Raw genomic sequence first — 15,302 nt, 5'->3', positions numbered from 1 at the left:
GGTGATGCTGCCAACTTACTGATTTAGTGTATGATGGTGTTTTTGAGGTGCTCCAGTGGCTTCTGTTTCTATCAGCTGTCCCTCCTGTTCAGCTACTGACGGGGTGGTGCGTAACGGCAAAAGCACTGCCGGACATCAGCGCTATCTCTGCTCTCACTGCCGTAAAACATGGCAACTGCAGTTCACTTACACCGCTTCTCAACCCGGTACGCACCAGAAAATCATTGATATGGCCATGAATGGTGTTGGATGCCGGGCAACCGCCCGCATTATGGGCGTTGGCCTCAACACGATTTTACGTCACTTAAAAAACTCAGGCCGCAGTCGGTAACCTCGCGCATACAGCCGGGCAGTGACGTCATCGTCTGCGCGGAAATGGACGAACAGTGGGGCTATGTCGGGGCTAAATCGCGCCAGCGCTGGCTGTTTTACGCGTATGACAGGCTCCGGAAGACGGTTGTTGCGCACGTATTCGGTGAACGCACTATGGCGACGCTGGGGCGTCTTATGAGCCTGCTGTCACCCTTTGACGTGGTGATATGGATGACGGATGGCTGGCCGCTGTATGAATCCCGCCTGAAGGGAAAGCTGCACGTAATCAGCAAGCGATATACGCAGCGAATTGAGCGGCATAACCTGAATCTGAGGCAGCACCTGGCACGGCTGGGACGGAAGTCGCTGTCGTTCTCAAAATCGGTGGAGCTGCATGACAAAGTCATCGGGCATTATCTGAACATAAAACACTATCAATAAGTTGGAGTCATTACCCTTCATCTCTACTGAAAACGGAAATATCCAAGGCAAAACATATTCCCCCTTCATTTCTTCTATATTTCTGTACAATTTTCTCAGAAAGTCGCTCGTCGATTCTTCTTCTGTCTTAAAATACTTTCGCATATTCAAAAACATCTTTCTGCATCAGCATTTCGACACATTTAATTATTTCTTCCAGTTCACGCATTACAGATGAGTGATTATACAGTCAGTTTACAAACATCAATGTTTCTGGATATTGTCCCCATAACGAGTTGTATGTTACATAATAATCTTCAGCGGTATCGGGTCCGCCAGAAAGATTATGCCGCACAGCAAGTGGAAAGGGATGTAAATTTCCGCGGTGTAAGATTTTGTGGTAAAACCGTGGCGAAAAGCTATCGCACCTTTAATGTATTCTCCATTCAGAAAATACAGAAGACTAAGTTCATACCAGTAAGGTGAAAATTCAACTACATGCACCATCAGTACATGGACTGCCCCTCATGGTCGCCATGAGCGTAACAATTCCGGTCCTATCAATCAGCGTGCTCCCTGATTATCTTCGGGGTTGTACGCCAGTATTTTATCAATGAGTGCTCTTCCCCTGTGAGGGAAGAGCATGTGTGTGTATGGAGTTCTGTCACCTTCTCAAAGGATTATTAATTTTTGCATAGTCAAAAGGGCTGACACTCTGTTCCCTGTTAGCATCCAGAAAATCAGCCCACCACTGCAACATCAGCTTTCGCTCATCCAGATGTTCCGCTTTATGGATATACGCAGCCCGCACTGTGTTACGTTCCATATGGCTCATCTGACGTTCGACCGCATCCCTGGACCAAAGACCTGACTCAATCAACGAACTACAGGCCATTGCCCGGAAGCCGTGACCACAGACATCGACCTTTGTATCATAGCCCATCAGACGCAGTGCGTTATTTACAGTGTTCTCACTCATGGGTTTCCATGGATTGTGATCGCCGGTGAAAATCAGTTCATGTTCTCCGCTGATAGTGTGGATCTGCTTCAGTATATTCACCGCCTGAGTAGATAGTGGCACAAGATGCTCTGTTCGCATTTTTGAGCCACGATGGGAATACTTGACCCCTTCAATAGGTTTCCGCTCAGGAGGAATGGTCCACATGGCTTTCTTAAAGTCGATCTCAGACCACCTGGCAAAGCGTAGTTCACTGGAACGGATGAAGATAAGCAGAGTGAGTTTAGTTGCCAGTCGGGTGAGAGGTTGTCCTCTGTATCCATCCAGTCGTTCAAGAAGCTCTGAAATGCGATTTAAGGCGAGGGCAGGGCGGTGCTGGCGTTTCACCGTGGTTAACGCGCCAGCCATATCCACGGCAGGGTTATAGGTGATAATGCCTGACTGGGCAGCATAGCGCATGATTGCAGTGATACGCTGCTGAAGGCGCGCTGCAATTTCATAGATCTCTTTGGCTTCGGCAGCCTTTACTGGAACAAGTAAATCGGGAGTCCTGAGGGTGGTAATATCACGTGAGCCAATAAAGGGAAACGCATGAGTTTCGAGGCTTTTCAGTATCTTCTCACTATGTGAGGCTGACCATTTTTTGTTACTCTTATGCCACTGCCTTGCGATGCCTTCAAATGTCTGAGCTGCTTCGGGTACTGACTTTTTGATCCGTTTCTGTTCGCACGGGTCAGTTCCCTCAGCTATCAGCTTCCTCGCCGTATCGCGTTTTTCCCTTGCTTCTGATAACGAGACTTCAGGATAGACACCCAGAGCGAGCGTTTTCTCTTTGCCCAGAAACCGGTAGCGGAGCCGCCAGTAGCGCGAGCCGTTAGGGTGAACGAGTAAAAACATGTTGCCGCTGTCGGCAAGTTTATAAGGTTTTTCATCCGGCTTTGCTGCTCGGATTTTCGCGTCAGTGAGCGCCATTGGCGGGGTCTCCTGATAGTAAAAGGGGTATAAATTTTATCGAATCAGACTATACCCTCAGTTGTACCCTCGCAAGGGACTTGATGCGGGTTGAAGTTGATTGAATTGGGTGGAGTTAAGGAATTGTAGAAGTGTTGATTTTTGCGGGCTCAGAATGCAAAAACGGACCTCCGTGGAGGTCCGTTGATATGAATTTGGTGCCCGGACTCGGAATCGAACCAAGGACACGGGGATTTTCAATCCCCTGCTCTACCGACTGAGCTATCCGGGCAACGGGGCGCATTAAACCGTAATCCGGACACCCCGTCAACCAAATTTCTCGCTTTTTCGGTTGGTTGCTTAACTATGCAGCGATTTCGCTGTTTTCTCGAGGATTTTGCTCAAAATCATAGCGCGCCGTTATCGCCTTCGCGAAGAATCCATTCACTTTTAATGGATGCTACATGGCGTGTGCCGGTAACTGAATACTCTCCGACAATATCCTGATCTTTTGGCGAAACGAGAGTGATGAACTCTCCTCTACCAAAATAACTCTCGACAGAACCGATAAGGCACTCCCCATTTACCCAGACAGGAATAGCTGCGACAGGTTCAGACGTATAGTTCCCTGCAATCCCTGAACTGTAATTGTCCGCGTCTTCCTGCAACGTACCAGCAGGGATTGGGCAGATTGGGGAAACGCCGTCGCTTGCCTGTTGGTTTTGTAAAAGCATGCTTTGCATTTTATTCAGTTCGGTAATGAGCTTTGTTTTTTCTTTGGTATTCAATTTCGGGAGTAGGGGTTGTCCTTCTTCCCGTGGTTCGATTGAATTCATATCGTATTCATAGCGATAGTGGACGGTTACGACGGGAGCCTTCTCGTCTGGGCTAAATGGACGCAGCAGATAAAGCTTCTCTTCATTATATAAGCCGTTGTACCAGAGAGCATAAACCTTACCGTTGATGCGAACCCATTGGCTCCACTGGTTGGCGCCGCGCCCATTCTCCGAAAATAGCGCCCCGGGTACGCCAAAGTCATCGTCATCCTGTTTGCCATTAACGACGACGAAGGCATTATCACCGCGTTTGAGTACGCCGGTGTAGCTGAATAATCCTGTGCCGCCAACGTAGCTGTTGATGATGAGATCGCGTTTACCGTCGTCATCCAGATCAATGAGCGTAAAGTTCACGCCTCCATTTTCTGAATCGACACTAAACGTTGTGCGAGAAAATGCCTGCCACTCATCATCGCTAATCTCAGGGGAGGGTTTCGCGGTTGGTTCTGTTGAGTCTTCAGCGTAAGAGATCCTGAAATCAGTGATTTGACCGGTTAATGGAAACTGACTGGCGATTTTGCTCAGTTCCAAGCCCGGATCGCTTTTTTGCATGCTCTCTACAGCGCTATGTAGCGTTTTTAGGGCCGTGTTATCCGTATCTACATCAGACTGAGAACGTACGATGCTGACGAACGTAGGGAGCGTCCAGACACCGCCAACAGAAAGGTTTCCTTGTCCGCCGCTGCGGTATTCGTCGCGCAAGGTGAAGTTGTTACCCTCCCAGACCCAGAGCTGAATGGGATCGCTGAAACGGGCTATCTCACCGTTCTCATATTCACTGGCATCACTCGTGATTAGTTTAGGCGAAGCCGTTAGTTCAGTATTGGTTAGCCAGAGGATGGTGCGTGAGCTATCAAAGCATTCGGTTTGAATGAGTACATGTTGTTTATCCACCGGGATGCGGTAATAAATGCGTTCCTGACCCTCTTCCAGTTCGCGGCAATTCATCTCGGGAGTGACCCTGATTTTGGGTTCTATTTTTTGTCGCTGCGCGGTCGTTAACGGTTCCACGTCCGGCGTGCGGATGACGGGGTGGGTGATGATAAGTGGGGCAGGCTCAGCGTTAAGCACATCATTACTGTTTTTATCTCCTGGATGCAGCACAGCGCTTTGGGTATTGATGCGTTTCTGGAATTCATCCATTTTCAGCAGCACAGCGCTCGAACCTGCATTAGAAAGCGGTAATCGTTCGCTATTTGCTGCAAACTCAATGGTATTGTCCTGACGTAAGGCGTCCAGAAACACCTTTCGCTGTTGGTAGTTGAGTTTAAAATATCCCTCTGCGGAAAACGTTAGCGCGCCTTGCTTTTGACCATCAATAAAAAGCGTGGCGTCTTTCACGGAGGGTTGACTCGCCGTACGCTGTGCAAAAGCAACCTCGACATACACGCTGGTGTCGGGGCCAGCCGCACGTGTGAGCAGTACGCTTACCGCATGGTCACTATAACCTGCCGTTCGACAGGTACCCGTATTATCACACGCAACTTCCCAGTCTTTATGTGCAAACGAAAAACCGTTTAATGGATTGGCATACAGGGGGGCTGAGATAAAACCTGCGAGGAGAATGCAGTGCGCGAGACGCATATAATTCCTTTTAATATGTCGGTGTTGCCGAAATTATATGCGGTTCATAAAAGTTACGAAATCCGAATTAAGTCAGCGCCCCGCCCATACGGCACTGAGCAAAGCGCAGGATATCTTCAGCCAGGCGGTGTGCCGTTTCGACATCAGCATGACTACGATTCACCAGCATGCGGCTCAGGCAGCCTTCCAGCACCAGTTCCATTTGTTTAGCGACCATTGCCGGGTCGTCAACTTCCAGCGTGGTCAGCAGCTCATGAGTGAAGTCATGCGCCGCCTTTTTTTGCTGATCGGCTAACTGATGGATCGGGTGCCCGGGATCGGGGTAAAACGTACAGGCGGCGATGAACAGGCAGCCTGGATAGCGATTATTGCTCACGCATTCGGACAGCGCGGTGTAGCGCGCCAGTAATTTCTGCTCGACGCTCAAGGTGTCATCCAGCAAAAGCTGACGCCGCCAGATATCCACCCGCTGGCTGAGGTAACGTAGCGCATCGTACAGAATGGCCTCTTTATCGGGCCAAAAGCGCTGCAGTTCATCCAGAGGATAATCGATACGCTCGGCCACCATTTCCAGCGTGGTATTGGCTATCCCTTGAACCTCAAGTAATTTAAGGGCTTCTCCCAGGACATCTTCACGTTGCACGGTATTCTCCTCCGTATTTCCTGTTGCAAGTGTCGCTCACGGTTGGCGATCGCGCAAATGTGCGCTGAAGGTCGCGGCATCCATAAAACCCGTTACCCGGGCATCCGGGTGCTCTTTCCCCTCAGCGTCAAAGAACAAAATAGTCGGCAAACCTAAAACCTGAAGATGTTTCAGCAGAGCAACATCTTGGGCATTGTTTGCGGTCACATCCGCCTGCAAAAGCACCGTGTCGCCTAGCGCTTGCTGAACCTGCGGATTACTGAACGTATACTTCTCGAACTCTTTACAGGCCACGCACCAGTCGGCATACAGATCCAACATTACGGGCTTACCTTTGGCTTGTGCCAGTGCCTGATTTAGCGCATCTACCGAAGCCACCGGCGTGAAGTTAAGGTGTGTCTGGGGTTGAGCATGCGGCGCACCGAACGCCCAGTCCTGCAATGGCCGTACGCTTACCAGCGCTGCAGCTAACAGGACAATCTGCACGATGCGCATCCAGGCGTGCTTTGCCTGCAGACTGGTAATGAATGCCCAGCTAAAGAACGCGACGCCCAGCAGTGACCACAGGCGCACTCCCCATTCGTCGCCGATGATGCGTTCAAGTAAGAAGACGGGAAGCGCCAGAATGACAAAGCCAAAAGCGGTTTTGACATGCTCCATCCATGGGCCGCTTTTAGGCAGCAGGCGGTTGCCGAATACGGTAATCAGCATCAGGGGTAATCCCATCCCCAGCGCGTACAGATACAGCGTGCCACCTCCCAGCCACATGTTTCCGCTCTGAGCGATATACAGCAAAATCGCGCTTAGCGGGGCTGTGGTACAAGGGGAACAGATGAGGCCGGCAATCGCGCCCATTGCAAAGACGCTGCCGGGGGAGCCGCCTTGCTGGCGGTTGCTCATCAATGTAAGGCGCGTTTGCAGCGATGAAGGGAGCTGCAGCGTGAACAAACCAAACATCGACAACGCGAGCAGGGTAAAGATGACGGCAAGGCCAATCAGAACGTAAGGATGCTGTAGTGCAGCCTGGAACTGCAATCCGGCGGCCGCAACAACCAGACCCAGTGCGGTATAGGTGAGCGCCATCCCCTGGACGTAGATAAACGTCAACAGCAGCGCGCGTCCGGTTGATAAGCGTTGTTTGCCTCCCAGCACGATGCCGGATATCAGCGGATACATCGGCAATACGCAAGGCGTAAACGCGATGCCTATTCCGATCAGCAATGCCCACAGCGCCGAGAAAGGAAGTTGGGCTGCGGGCGGCGTTATCTCTTGCTGAGCATTGCTGGCAGGCACTGGCAGCGGCGTCGCCCGGGTATCGGCAGACACTTCACTTAAGGGCACCGTTTTCGTTTCTGGAGGATAGCAAAAGCCGGCGTCGGCACAGCCCTGGTACGTGACCGTTAATGTGGCGCCAGATTTAGCCTGATTGACCGTGACTGGGATGGTCAGCTGTTTACGGTAAATCTCACTTTTGCCGTAAAACTCATCTTCATGCCAGACGCCAGGCGGCAGTTTTACCTCGGCAATATCGGCCTGAGATGGCGTAATGCTTATCTGTTTGCGATACAGATAGTAGCCATCTTTAACCTGCCATGTGAGGTTCAGATCGTGTTGGTTTTGCTGGAAATCAAAAATAAACGCCCGATCGGCAGGTACAAACTGCGAGCGGCCAGGCGCGTCAAATAATCCGGCAAAGGTAGATGTGCTGCACAGCAGCAGGATCAGCGTAAGGATGCGTTGAGCCATGAGCGGTAATCAAAGTCTCCGTGAGTGACGGGTAAAACCAGAAGTTCAGGCGTTTGATACGGATGATGTGACTTCAGGCAATCGAGCAGGGCTTGCTGGTGTGTAACGGTGGTTTTTAAAATCATCTGGACTTCATATTCCTGCTCAAGTTTACCTTCCCAATAATAGAGGGAGGTAGCACCAGGCAGTAGCGTCACGCAGGCAGCCAGCTTTTCCGCCAGCACTTTGGCGGCGAGATCCTGGGCGGTTGCTTCATCCGGTGCGGTACAGAGCACCACAACGGTATCGGGGATGGAAATATCCTGACTCTTAACATCAAGCATAAACACCTCGAAAGAACAGAGTAACCAGCTAAAGAGTGGTCACTATACAACGGACGAGGGAAGGATGTTAGCTAAAGCGGGGGTGATGAAGAAGAGGAACTGCAGGGCGCGAAGGCACCCTGCAGTAAAGTCTTACAGCATGAAGCTGCCCAGCAAGAAGCCGAAGCAGACAGCCAGAACCACACCCAGAGTACCTGGGATGAAGAACGGATGGTTAAAGACGAATTTACCGATGCGGGTTGTACCGGTGTCATCCATCTGAACCGCCGCAACCAGAGTTGGGTAAGTTGGCAGAATGAACAGGCCAGAAACCGCTGCGAAAGATGCAACAGCAGTCAGAGGGGAAACGTTCAGAGCCAGAGCCATCGGCATCAGTGCTTTAGCGGTTGCAGCCTGAGAGTACAACAGCGCAGAAGCAAAGAAGAAGATGACAGCCAGCAGCCACGGATGACCCTGAATTACGCTACCTGCAGTATCTTTGATCCAGTCAATGTTGTGAGATACGAAGGTATCACCCAGCCATGCAACACCCAGGATACAAATACAGGCGCTCATACCGGCTTTGAAGGTGCTGGAGTTCAGGATGGAGTCAGTTTCAACGCGGCAGACGATCGTCGTCAGCGTCGCGACGCTCAGCATGATGATCAGGATTGCGTTGGTGGTGTTCATCAGCGGTTTAGCGACCAGGCCAAGGCTTGGGCTGTTGATGATGGCGTATACAACGACGCAAACCACGCCCAGCAGGAACAGCCAAACGGAGGTTTTCGCGCCAGCTTTGATTTCAACTTGTCTTTCACCGCGCAGTTCAACCAGGCCTTCTTCCAGACGCTTACGATAAATCGGGTCGTCAGACAGTTTGGAGTTGAACAGTGCGGTGATCAGGAAGGACATCACCAGAACGGCCAGCAGGGTGGACGGAATGACCACGGACAGCAGGTGAATATAGCTGATGCCATGACCTTCCATGACGGAAGACATGTAAACCACGGCTGCGGAGATTGGCGATGCCGTAATCGCAATCTGTGCAGAAACTACTGCGGTGGAGAGCGGACGGCAAGGCTTGATACCTTGTTCCTTCGCGACTTCAGCGATAACCGGCAGAGTTGCCAGAGAGATGTTGCCGGTACCGGCAAAGATAGTCAGGAAATAGGTCACGATGGGTGCAAGGATCGTGATGTATTTCGGGTTTTTACGCAGCAGTTTTTCAGTTTGATGAACCAGATAGTCCAGACCACCTGCAATCTGCATAGCAGAGATGGCAGCGATAACCGCCATGATAATGGAAATAACGTCGAACGGAATATTACCCGGTTTTACGCCTATAGCGGCAAGAACCAGAACACCCAGCCCACCTGCAAATCCAATACCGATACCCCCAAGTCTGGCACCTAAAAAGATTGCCAGCAAAACGATGATAAGTTCTAAAACTATCATATTAGCCTTCCTTGTTGTTTAACAAGTTGATATTAAATTGTTGTTTTTAAGTAACTTCGAGTAAGAAAAAAGGCACGTCATCATGACGTGCCTTCTCCGGTACTACCCTACACGATTACTGTTCGCTTTCATCAGTATAACGTTTTGCTTTATAAGCAGGGTGCATCAGGTTCTGTGCAGAGAAGATATCGTCCAGTTCAGACTCGGTCAACAGACCGCGTTCCAGGACAACTTCACGTACGCTCTTACCTGTTTCGGCACAAATTTTACCGACGATGTCGCCGTTGTGGTGACCGATGAACGGGTTGAGGTAAGTAACGATGCCGATGGAGTTGAATACAAACGCTTCACAGACTTCTTTGTTAGCAGTGATACCACTAACGCATTTTTCCAGCAGGTTGTAGCAAGCGTTGCTCAGAATGTGAATGGATTCAAACATTGCCTGACCAATGACCGGCTCCATTACGTTCAGCTGCAGCTGACCAGCTTCAGATGCCATGGTAACAGTGATGTCGTTACCGATGACTTTAAAACAAACCTGGTTTACGACTTCCGGAACAACCGGGTTCACTTTTGCTGGCATGATAGAGGAACCAGCCTGCAGTTCTGGCAGGTTGATTTCATTCAGGCCGGCACGTGGGCCAGAGGAGAGCAAACGCAGGTCGTTACAGATTTTGGACATCTTAACAGCCAGACGTTTCAGCGCGCCGTGCACCATAACGTATGCGCCGCAGTCAGAGGTCGCTTCAATCAGGTCTTCAGCCGGAACACAGGCGAAGCCAGTGACTTCAGCCAGTTTCTGTACAGCCAGCGGAGAGTACTCTTTCGGCGTGTTCAGACCCGTACCGATTGCAGTTGCGCCGAGGTTAACTTCCAGCAGCAGCTCAGCGGTACGACTAATGTTTTTAACTTCTTCTTTCAACAGTATGCTGAAAGCATGGAATTCCTGACCGAGGGTCATCGGTACAGCATCCTGCAGCTGGGTACGGCCCATTTTCAGGATGTCCTGGAATTCAACAGCTTTTTGTTCGAAGCCTTCACGCAGTTGGTTCAGCGCATCGATCAGTTTGATGATGGAAGCGTATACCGCGATACGGAAGCCAGTAGGGTAAGCGTCGTTGGTAGACTGACATTTGTTAACGTGGTCGTTCGGATTCAGGTACTGATATTCACCTTTCTGGTGACCCATCAGTTCCAGACCGATATTGGCCAGCACTTCGTTGGTGTTCATGTTGACGGAGGTACCCGCACCACCCTGGTAAACGTCTACCGGGAATTGATCCATGCATTTTCCGTTATTCAGGACTTCATCACACGCCGCGATGATGGCATTTGCCACACTCTTAGGAATGGTTTGCAGCTCTTTGTTGGCCATTGCCGCTGCCTTTTTAACCATTACCATACCGCGAACAAATTCAGGAATGTCGCTGATTTTGTTGTTGCTAATGTAGAAGTTTTCAATCGCTCTCAGAGTGTGAACACCGTAGTAAGCGTCCGCTGGAACTTCCCTGGTACCCAACAAGTCTTCTTCGATACGAATGTTGTTTAACATGTGAACCTTCTTTTTCAAGCTGCCAATGATTTGACTAAACACACAGGATATATGTGATTTCGATTGTTTCTCGACCGACGATTATCCCCTGCATCGGTCTGATACCCGAGATCATATGCTGGTTAAGGATTTCTACCGTAATCTGGATCACTTAAAGCGTGGAATTTACCCCTTATTTATTATTCTGTGAAATGGATCACCCCTTTGTGATTAACCCCAAATATTAGTGTACAAGCCACTTGAAATTTTGCTAACCACCACAATATCAAATCGATGCGATTAACATAATTTTTCGAACAGAAGTTGAACAAAACGGCTGTTATTAACAGGAGATCCCTTTGCGCTGGATACCATTGCTTGCAATTTTTCTCTATGTTTACATAGAGATATCTATTTTTATTCAGGTTGCCCATGTGATGGGCGTCCTGATGACGCTGATTTTGGTTATTTTTACGTCGGTTATCGGTATGTCTCTGGTTCGTAACCAGGGGTTTAAGAACTTTTTACTGATGCAACAGAAAATGGCGGCTGGTGAAAGTCCGGCTGCAGAAATGATCAAAAGCGTGTCGCTGATCATTGCCGGTCTGCTGCTGGTGCTGCCCGGTTTTTTCACCGATTTCCTCGGCCTTCTTCTTCTATTACCTCCGGTGCAAAAACATCTGACGATGAAACTGCTGCCGCATTTGCGTTTTTCGCGTATGCCGGGCGGGGGGTTTAGCGCCGGAACCGGCGGCGGTGAGACCTTTGATGGTGAATTTCAGCGCAAGGATGACGATCGTAACCGTCTTGATCATAAAGATGACGATCGCCGTGACTGACCCTGTAAGCCTGGCCAGTATGTAGGCCGGATAAGCGTTAGCGCCATCCGGCAAAAGTGTTTATATGCCGGATGATGGCGTCAACGTTGCCTTATCCGGCCTGCGGGGTAAAAACAGCCACAGCCCTGCCAGCATAATCAGCGCGTACAGGCTCTTCCAGCCAACCATCGCCAGCAGCAACAGACACAGCAGACCGCCAATGACCGCCAGCGCGCGATAATGCCCTTTCAGTAATCGACATCCCGCCAGCATGCACAGCAAATAAATCATAATAAAGATGCCGTTGGCATAGACGATTAACGCATCAAGATTGATTTGCAGCATATAGATGCACAAGGTGCTGACTACGCAGCAGCCCAGTACGGCATTTAGCGCATTGCGCGGAAGGTGGCGGGGAGACAGACGTGCCAGATAACTCTCCGGCTTATATTGCGCCTGCGACCAGACCAGCCGGGCGAAACTTTGAATATAAATGTTGAGGCTGGCAAAACAGGCCAGATAACCAATGATGCAGGCCACCCACAGTGCCTGTACGCCAAACAGCTGCACGACGATTTCAGGCAATGATGCCGCTGCCGCCATTTGCTCGCCGTAAGCGCCAAAATGAAGCACCACGACGGTACATGCCCAATAAACAGACCCCGCCAGCAGCAGGCCGATCATCAGCGCGCGTGGGAAGTCTCGCTCCGGATTTTTGAATTCAGACGCCAGATGGGCAAACGCTTCAAGGCCGACAAAACACCAAAACATCACCGACAACGCGGCGAACAGACCGGGAAGCTCAATATCGGTAATCGCAGGGAAGGGGATTTCGCCAGGCTTCAGATCGCCCGCCCACCAGATAGCGACAATGAGGGCAACAATCAGTCCGGCAATGACCGTTTGCAGATTCGCGCTGGAGCTTGCGCCGCGGGAGCCGATATACCAAACCAGTCCCAGCGTACCGAGCTCTGCCAGCAGCAGTTGCTCGTCATGCCAGCCAAACATCGCCTGACCGAATCCGGCGGCGATATGTAATGCCGCGGGCAAGCCGACGGGAATCACCGACAAAAACAGCCATCCGGTGACGCGCTCCAGCCGTGAACCAAAGGCCATGCCGACAAAATGCGCCACGCCGCCCGCGCTGGGAAAATGGCGACCCAGTATGGCAAAGACGATCGCCACGGGAAAAACTAAAACAATCAGCACCGGCCAGGCCCACAAACTGTTGTTGCCGGCCACGAGCGCAGCCAGCGCAGGGACGGCGAAAACGCCTGTACCTAACAATGATGTCGACAACAGGCCAACGCCCTGAGCCAGTCCCAGCTCTTGTTTCAGTCCGCTCATAAGTTGTTATCCGGTTATGCCCAATGACGGGCTACAGCGCAGATTTTTGATGGTATCACAATCGAATTTGCTTATGACGACGCGACTGAAATCGTTATGAAATGTGAGGCGCGTCGGCGTTTTGACGGGATTTTCTGCTGATAAAAATTTTTTTTCGCTTGCCCCCTTGAAGGGACAAAACCCCATCCCCATCTCTCTGGTCACTAGCCGGGAAACCGTTTACGGGCCGGCGTCACCCATAACTGATAAAGACTTTCTCAAAGGAGAGCTATCAATGAGTATTCGTCCGTTACATGATCGTGTGATCGTCAAACGTAAAGAAGTTGAATCTAAATCTGCTGGCGGGATCGTACTGACCGGTTCTGCAGCAGGTAAATCAACTCGTGGCGAAATCATCGCTGTCGGTAAGGGTCGCATCCTGGACAACGGTACCGTACAGCCGCTGGACGTGAAAGTCGGCGATATCGTTATTTTCAACGATGGCTACGGTGTTAAATCTGAGAAGATCGACAATGAAGAAGTGTTGATCATGTCTGAAAGCGACATCCTGGCAATTGTTGAAGCCTAATCCGCGAACGACACTGAACATACGAATTTAAGGGAAAGAGAAAATGGCAGCTAAAGACGTAAAATTCGGTAACGACGCTCGTGTGAAAATGCTGCGCGGCGTAAACGTACTGGCAGATGCAGTGAAAGTTACCCTCGGTCCAAAAGGCCGTAACGTAGTTCTGGATAAATCTTTCGGTGCACCGACCATCACTAAAGATGGTGTTTCCGTAGCTCGTGAAATCGAACTGGAAGACAAGTTCGAAAACATGGGTGCGCAGATGGTGAAAGAAGTTGCCTCTAAAGCGAACGACGCTGCAGGTGACGGTACCACCACTGCAACCGTACTGGCTCAGTCCATCATCACTGAAGGTCTGAAAGCCGTTGCTGCGGGCATGAACCCGATGGATCTGAAACGTGGTATCGACAAAGCTGTCGCTGCTGCTGTTGAAGAACTGAAAGCACTGTCCGTACCGTGCTCCGACTCTAAAGCTATTGCTCAGGTTGGTACCATCTCCGCTAACTCCGACGAAACCGTAGGTAAACTGATCGCTGAAGCGATGGACAAAGTCGGTAAAGAAGGCGTTATCACCGTTGAAGACGGTACCGGTCTGCAGGACGAACTGGACGTGGTTGAAGGTATGCAATTCGACCGTGGCTACCTGTCTCCTTACTTCATCAACAAGCCGGAAACTGGCGCAGTAGAACTGGAAAGCCCGTTCATTCTGCTGGCTGACAAGAAAATCTCCAACATCCGTGAAATGCTGCCGGTTCTGGAAGCTGTAGCGAAAGCAGGTAAACCGCTGCTGATCATCGCTGAAGATGTTGAAGGCGAAGCGCTGGCAACTCTGGTTGTTAACACCATGCGCGGTATCGTGAAAGTGGCTGCGGTTAAAGCACCTGGCTTCGGCGACCGTCGTAAAGCAATGCTGCAGGATATCGCTACTCTGACCGGTGGTACCGTTATCTCTGAAGAGATCGGTATGGAGCTGGAAAAAGCAACTCTGGAAGATCTGGGCCAGGCGAAACGTGTTGTTATTAACAAAGACACCACCACCATCATCGATGGCGTGGGCGACGAAGCTGCAATCCAGGGTCGTGTGACTCAGATTCGTCAGCAGATCGAAGAAGCAACTTCCGACTACGACCGTGAAAAACTGCAGGAGCGCGTAGCGAAACTGGCAGGCGGCGTGGCAGTTATCAAAGTAGGTGCTGCAACTGAAGTTGAAATGAAAGAGAAAAAAGCCCGCGTTGAAGATGCCCTGCACGCAACTCGTGCTGCGGTAGAGGAAGGCGTGGTTGCTGGTGGCGGTGTTGCGCTGATTCGCGTCGCGTCTAAAATTGCCGACCTGAAAGGTCAGAACGAAGACCAGAACGTGGGTATCAAAGTTGCGCTGCGCGCAATGGAATCTCCGCTGCGTCAAATCGTGCTGAACTGCGGCGAAGAGCCGTCTGTAGTAGCTAACACAGTGAAAGCCGGTGACGGTAACTACGGTTACAACGCTGCAACTGAAGAATACGGCAACATGATCGACATGGGTATCCTGGATCCAACCAAAGTAACTCGTTCTGCTCTGCAGTACGCGGCTTCTGTTGCGGGTCTGATGATCACCACCGAGTGCATGGTTACCGACCTGCCGAAAGGCGATGCGCCTGACTTAGGTGCTGCTGGTGGTATGGGCGGCATGGGTGGAATGGGCGGCATGATGTAATTTAATCTTCATACTTCAAGCCGCAGGTTCGTTGGCTGCGTTCGTTCACCCCAGTCACTTACTCATGTAAGCTCCTGGGGATTCATGAACTTGCCGCCTGCCTGCAACTTGAATTATTTGATTAAATACGTATCTCGCGAA

General features: G+C 50.7%; 12 protein-coding genes, 1 tRNA gene and 1 pseudogene. 4 read left to right on the top strand and 10 right to left on the bottom strand.

All coding sequences use genetic code 11. From position 1 onward, the window contains the following. Positions 1-55 precede the first annotated feature (55 nt). A protein-coding gene (locus OGW16_RS03900) for an IS1-like element IS1A family transposase (RefSeq protein WP_103215986.1) occupies positions 56-753 on the top strand; the annotation gives its coding sequence in 2 pieces (ribosomal slippage) (positions 56-305 and positions 305-753; 699 coding nt in all). On the opposite strand, the pseudogene OGW16_RS03895 reads toward OGW16_RS03900, so the two are convergent. The 9 genes and pseudogenes from OGW16_RS03895 to aspA all read right to left on the bottom strand — a co-directional run. Next, positions 688-1,350: pseudogene (locus OGW16_RS03895) on the bottom strand (hypothetical protein); the annotation flags it as partial. The gene OGW16_RS03900 and the pseudogene OGW16_RS03895 sit on opposite strands and share 66 nt — an antisense overlap. A gap of 46 nt (positions 1,351-1,396) precedes the next feature. Further along, positions 1,397-2,662, bottom strand: coding sequence for a tyrosine-type recombinase/integrase (locus tag OGW16_RS03890; protein WP_171278910.1), 1,266 nt, complete (start codon positions 2,660-2,662; stop codon positions 1,397-1,399). Between the two features lie 195 nt (positions 2,663-2,857). Beyond that, a tRNA-Phe gene (locus OGW16_RS03885) sits at positions 2,858-2,933 on the bottom strand. Between the two features lie 115 nt (positions 2,934-3,048). Further along, the gene (locus OGW16_RS03880) at positions 3,049-5,061 is read right to left on the bottom strand and encodes a DUF1176 domain-containing protein (protein ID WP_286517927.1); all 2,013 of its coding nucleotides are present in this window, start codon (positions 5,059-5,061) and stop codon (positions 3,049-3,051) included. A gap of 67 nt (positions 5,062-5,128) precedes the next feature. Beyond that, entirely contained in the window at positions 5,129-5,704 is a 576-nt protein-coding gene (locus OGW16_RS03875) for a transcriptional regulator (protein ID WP_043018146.1), read from the bottom strand. A gap of 36 nt (positions 5,705-5,740) precedes the next feature. After that, positions 5,741-7,450, bottom strand: coding sequence for a protein-disulfide reductase DsbD (locus OGW16_RS03870; RefSeq protein ID WP_181634127.1), 1,710 nt, complete (start codon positions 7,448-7,450; stop codon positions 5,741-5,743). Continuing rightward, positions 7,426-7,773, bottom strand: a complete 348-nt coding sequence (gene cutA, locus OGW16_RS03865; RefSeq protein WP_003025447.1) for a divalent cation tolerance protein CutA — start codon at positions 7,771-7,773, stop codon at positions 7,426-7,428. Before cutA ends, OGW16_RS03870 begins: the two co-directional genes overlap by 25 nt. A gap of 132 nt (positions 7,774-7,905) precedes the next feature. Beyond that, positions 7,906-9,207 carry an anaerobic C4-dicarboxylate transporter DcuA gene (gene dcuA, locus OGW16_RS03860; protein WP_003025449.1) on the bottom strand — a complete coding sequence of 434 codons (1,302 nt, stop codon included), beginning with the start codon at positions 9,205-9,207 and terminating at the stop codon, positions 7,906-7,908. A 115-nt stretch (positions 9,208-9,322) separates the two neighbouring features. Beyond that, entirely contained in the window at positions 9,323-10,759 is a 1,437-nt protein-coding gene (gene aspA / locus OGW16_RS03855; protein ID WP_043018148.1) for an aspartate ammonia-lyase, read from the bottom strand. A gap of 338 nt (positions 10,760-11,097) precedes the next feature. On the opposite strand from aspA, the gene OGW16_RS03850 reads away from it, so the two are divergent. Continuing rightward, the gene (locus OGW16_RS03850) at positions 11,098-11,577 is read left to right on the top strand and encodes an FxsA family protein (protein WP_043018149.1); all 480 of its coding nucleotides are present in this window, start codon (positions 11,098-11,100) and stop codon (positions 11,575-11,577) included. Positions 11,578-11,637: 60 nt separating this feature from the next. Here the strand turns inward: OGW16_RS03850 and yjeH are convergent, their stop codons facing one another. After that, positions 11,638-12,903, bottom strand: a complete 1,266-nt coding sequence (yjeH, locus tag OGW16_RS03845; protein WP_043018150.1) for an L-methionine/branched-chain amino acid transporter — start codon at positions 12,901-12,903, stop codon at positions 11,638-11,640. 274 nt (positions 12,904-13,177) lie between these two features. On the opposite strand from yjeH, the gene OGW16_RS03840 reads away from it, so the two are divergent. Continuing rightward, the gene (locus tag OGW16_RS03840; RefSeq protein ID WP_000027827.1) at positions 13,178-13,471 is read left to right on the top strand and encodes a co-chaperone GroES; all 294 of its coding nucleotides are present in this window, start codon (positions 13,178-13,180) and stop codon (positions 13,469-13,471) included. A 43-nt stretch (positions 13,472-13,514) separates the two neighbouring features. Continuing rightward, a complete protein-coding gene (gene groL, locus OGW16_RS03835) occupies positions 13,515-15,161 on the top strand; it encodes a chaperonin GroEL (RefSeq protein WP_047406775.1) in 1,647 nt (548 codons plus the stop codon). Positions 15,162-15,302 lie beyond the last annotated feature (141 nt).

The sequence above is a fragment of the Citrobacter sp. Ce104 genome (genome assembly GCF_030334595.1).
In the GTDB taxonomy this organism is placed as follows: domain Bacteria; phylum Pseudomonadota; class Gammaproteobacteria; order Enterobacterales; family Enterobacteriaceae; genus Citrobacter; species Citrobacter europaeus.
This window is presented reverse-complemented; position numbering and strand designations above follow the sequence as displayed.

What these genes read in the sequence shown, in the direction of transcription:
- OGW16_RS03890 (WP_171278910.1), bottom strand. Translation starts at nt 2,662, where the DNA reads ATGGCGCTCACTGACGCGAAAATCCGAGCAGCAAAGCCGGATGAAAAA.
- OGW16_RS03880 (WP_286517927.1), bottom strand. Translation starts at nt 5,061, where the DNA reads ATGCGTCTCGCGCACTGCATTCTCCTCGCAGGTTTTATCTCAGCCCCC.
- OGW16_RS03870 (WP_181634127.1), bottom strand. Translation starts at nt 7,450, where the DNA reads ATGGCTCAACGCATCCTTACGCTGATCCTGCTGCTGTGCAGCACATCT.
- cutA (WP_003025447.1), bottom strand. Translation starts at nt 7,773, where the DNA reads ATGCTTGATGTTAAGAGTCAGGATATTTCCATCCCCGATACCGTTGTG.
- dcuA (WP_003025449.1), bottom strand. Translation starts at nt 9,207, where the DNA reads ATGATAGTTTTAGAACTTATCATCGTTTTGCTGGCAATCTTTTTAGGT.
- aspA (WP_043018148.1), bottom strand. Translation starts at nt 10,759, where the DNA reads ATGTTAAACAACATTCGTATCGAAGAAGACTTGTTGGGTACCAGGGAA.
- yjeH (WP_043018150.1), bottom strand. Translation starts at nt 12,903, where the DNA reads ATGAGCGGACTGAAACAAGAGCTGGGACTGGCTCAGGGCGTTGGCCTG.
- OGW16_RS03840 (WP_000027827.1), top strand. Translation starts at nt 13,178, where the DNA reads ATGAGTATTCGTCCGTTACATGATCGTGTGATCGTCAAACGTAAAGAA.
- groL (WP_047406775.1), top strand. Translation starts at nt 13,515, where the DNA reads ATGGCAGCTAAAGACGTAAAATTCGGTAACGACGCTCGTGTGAAAATG.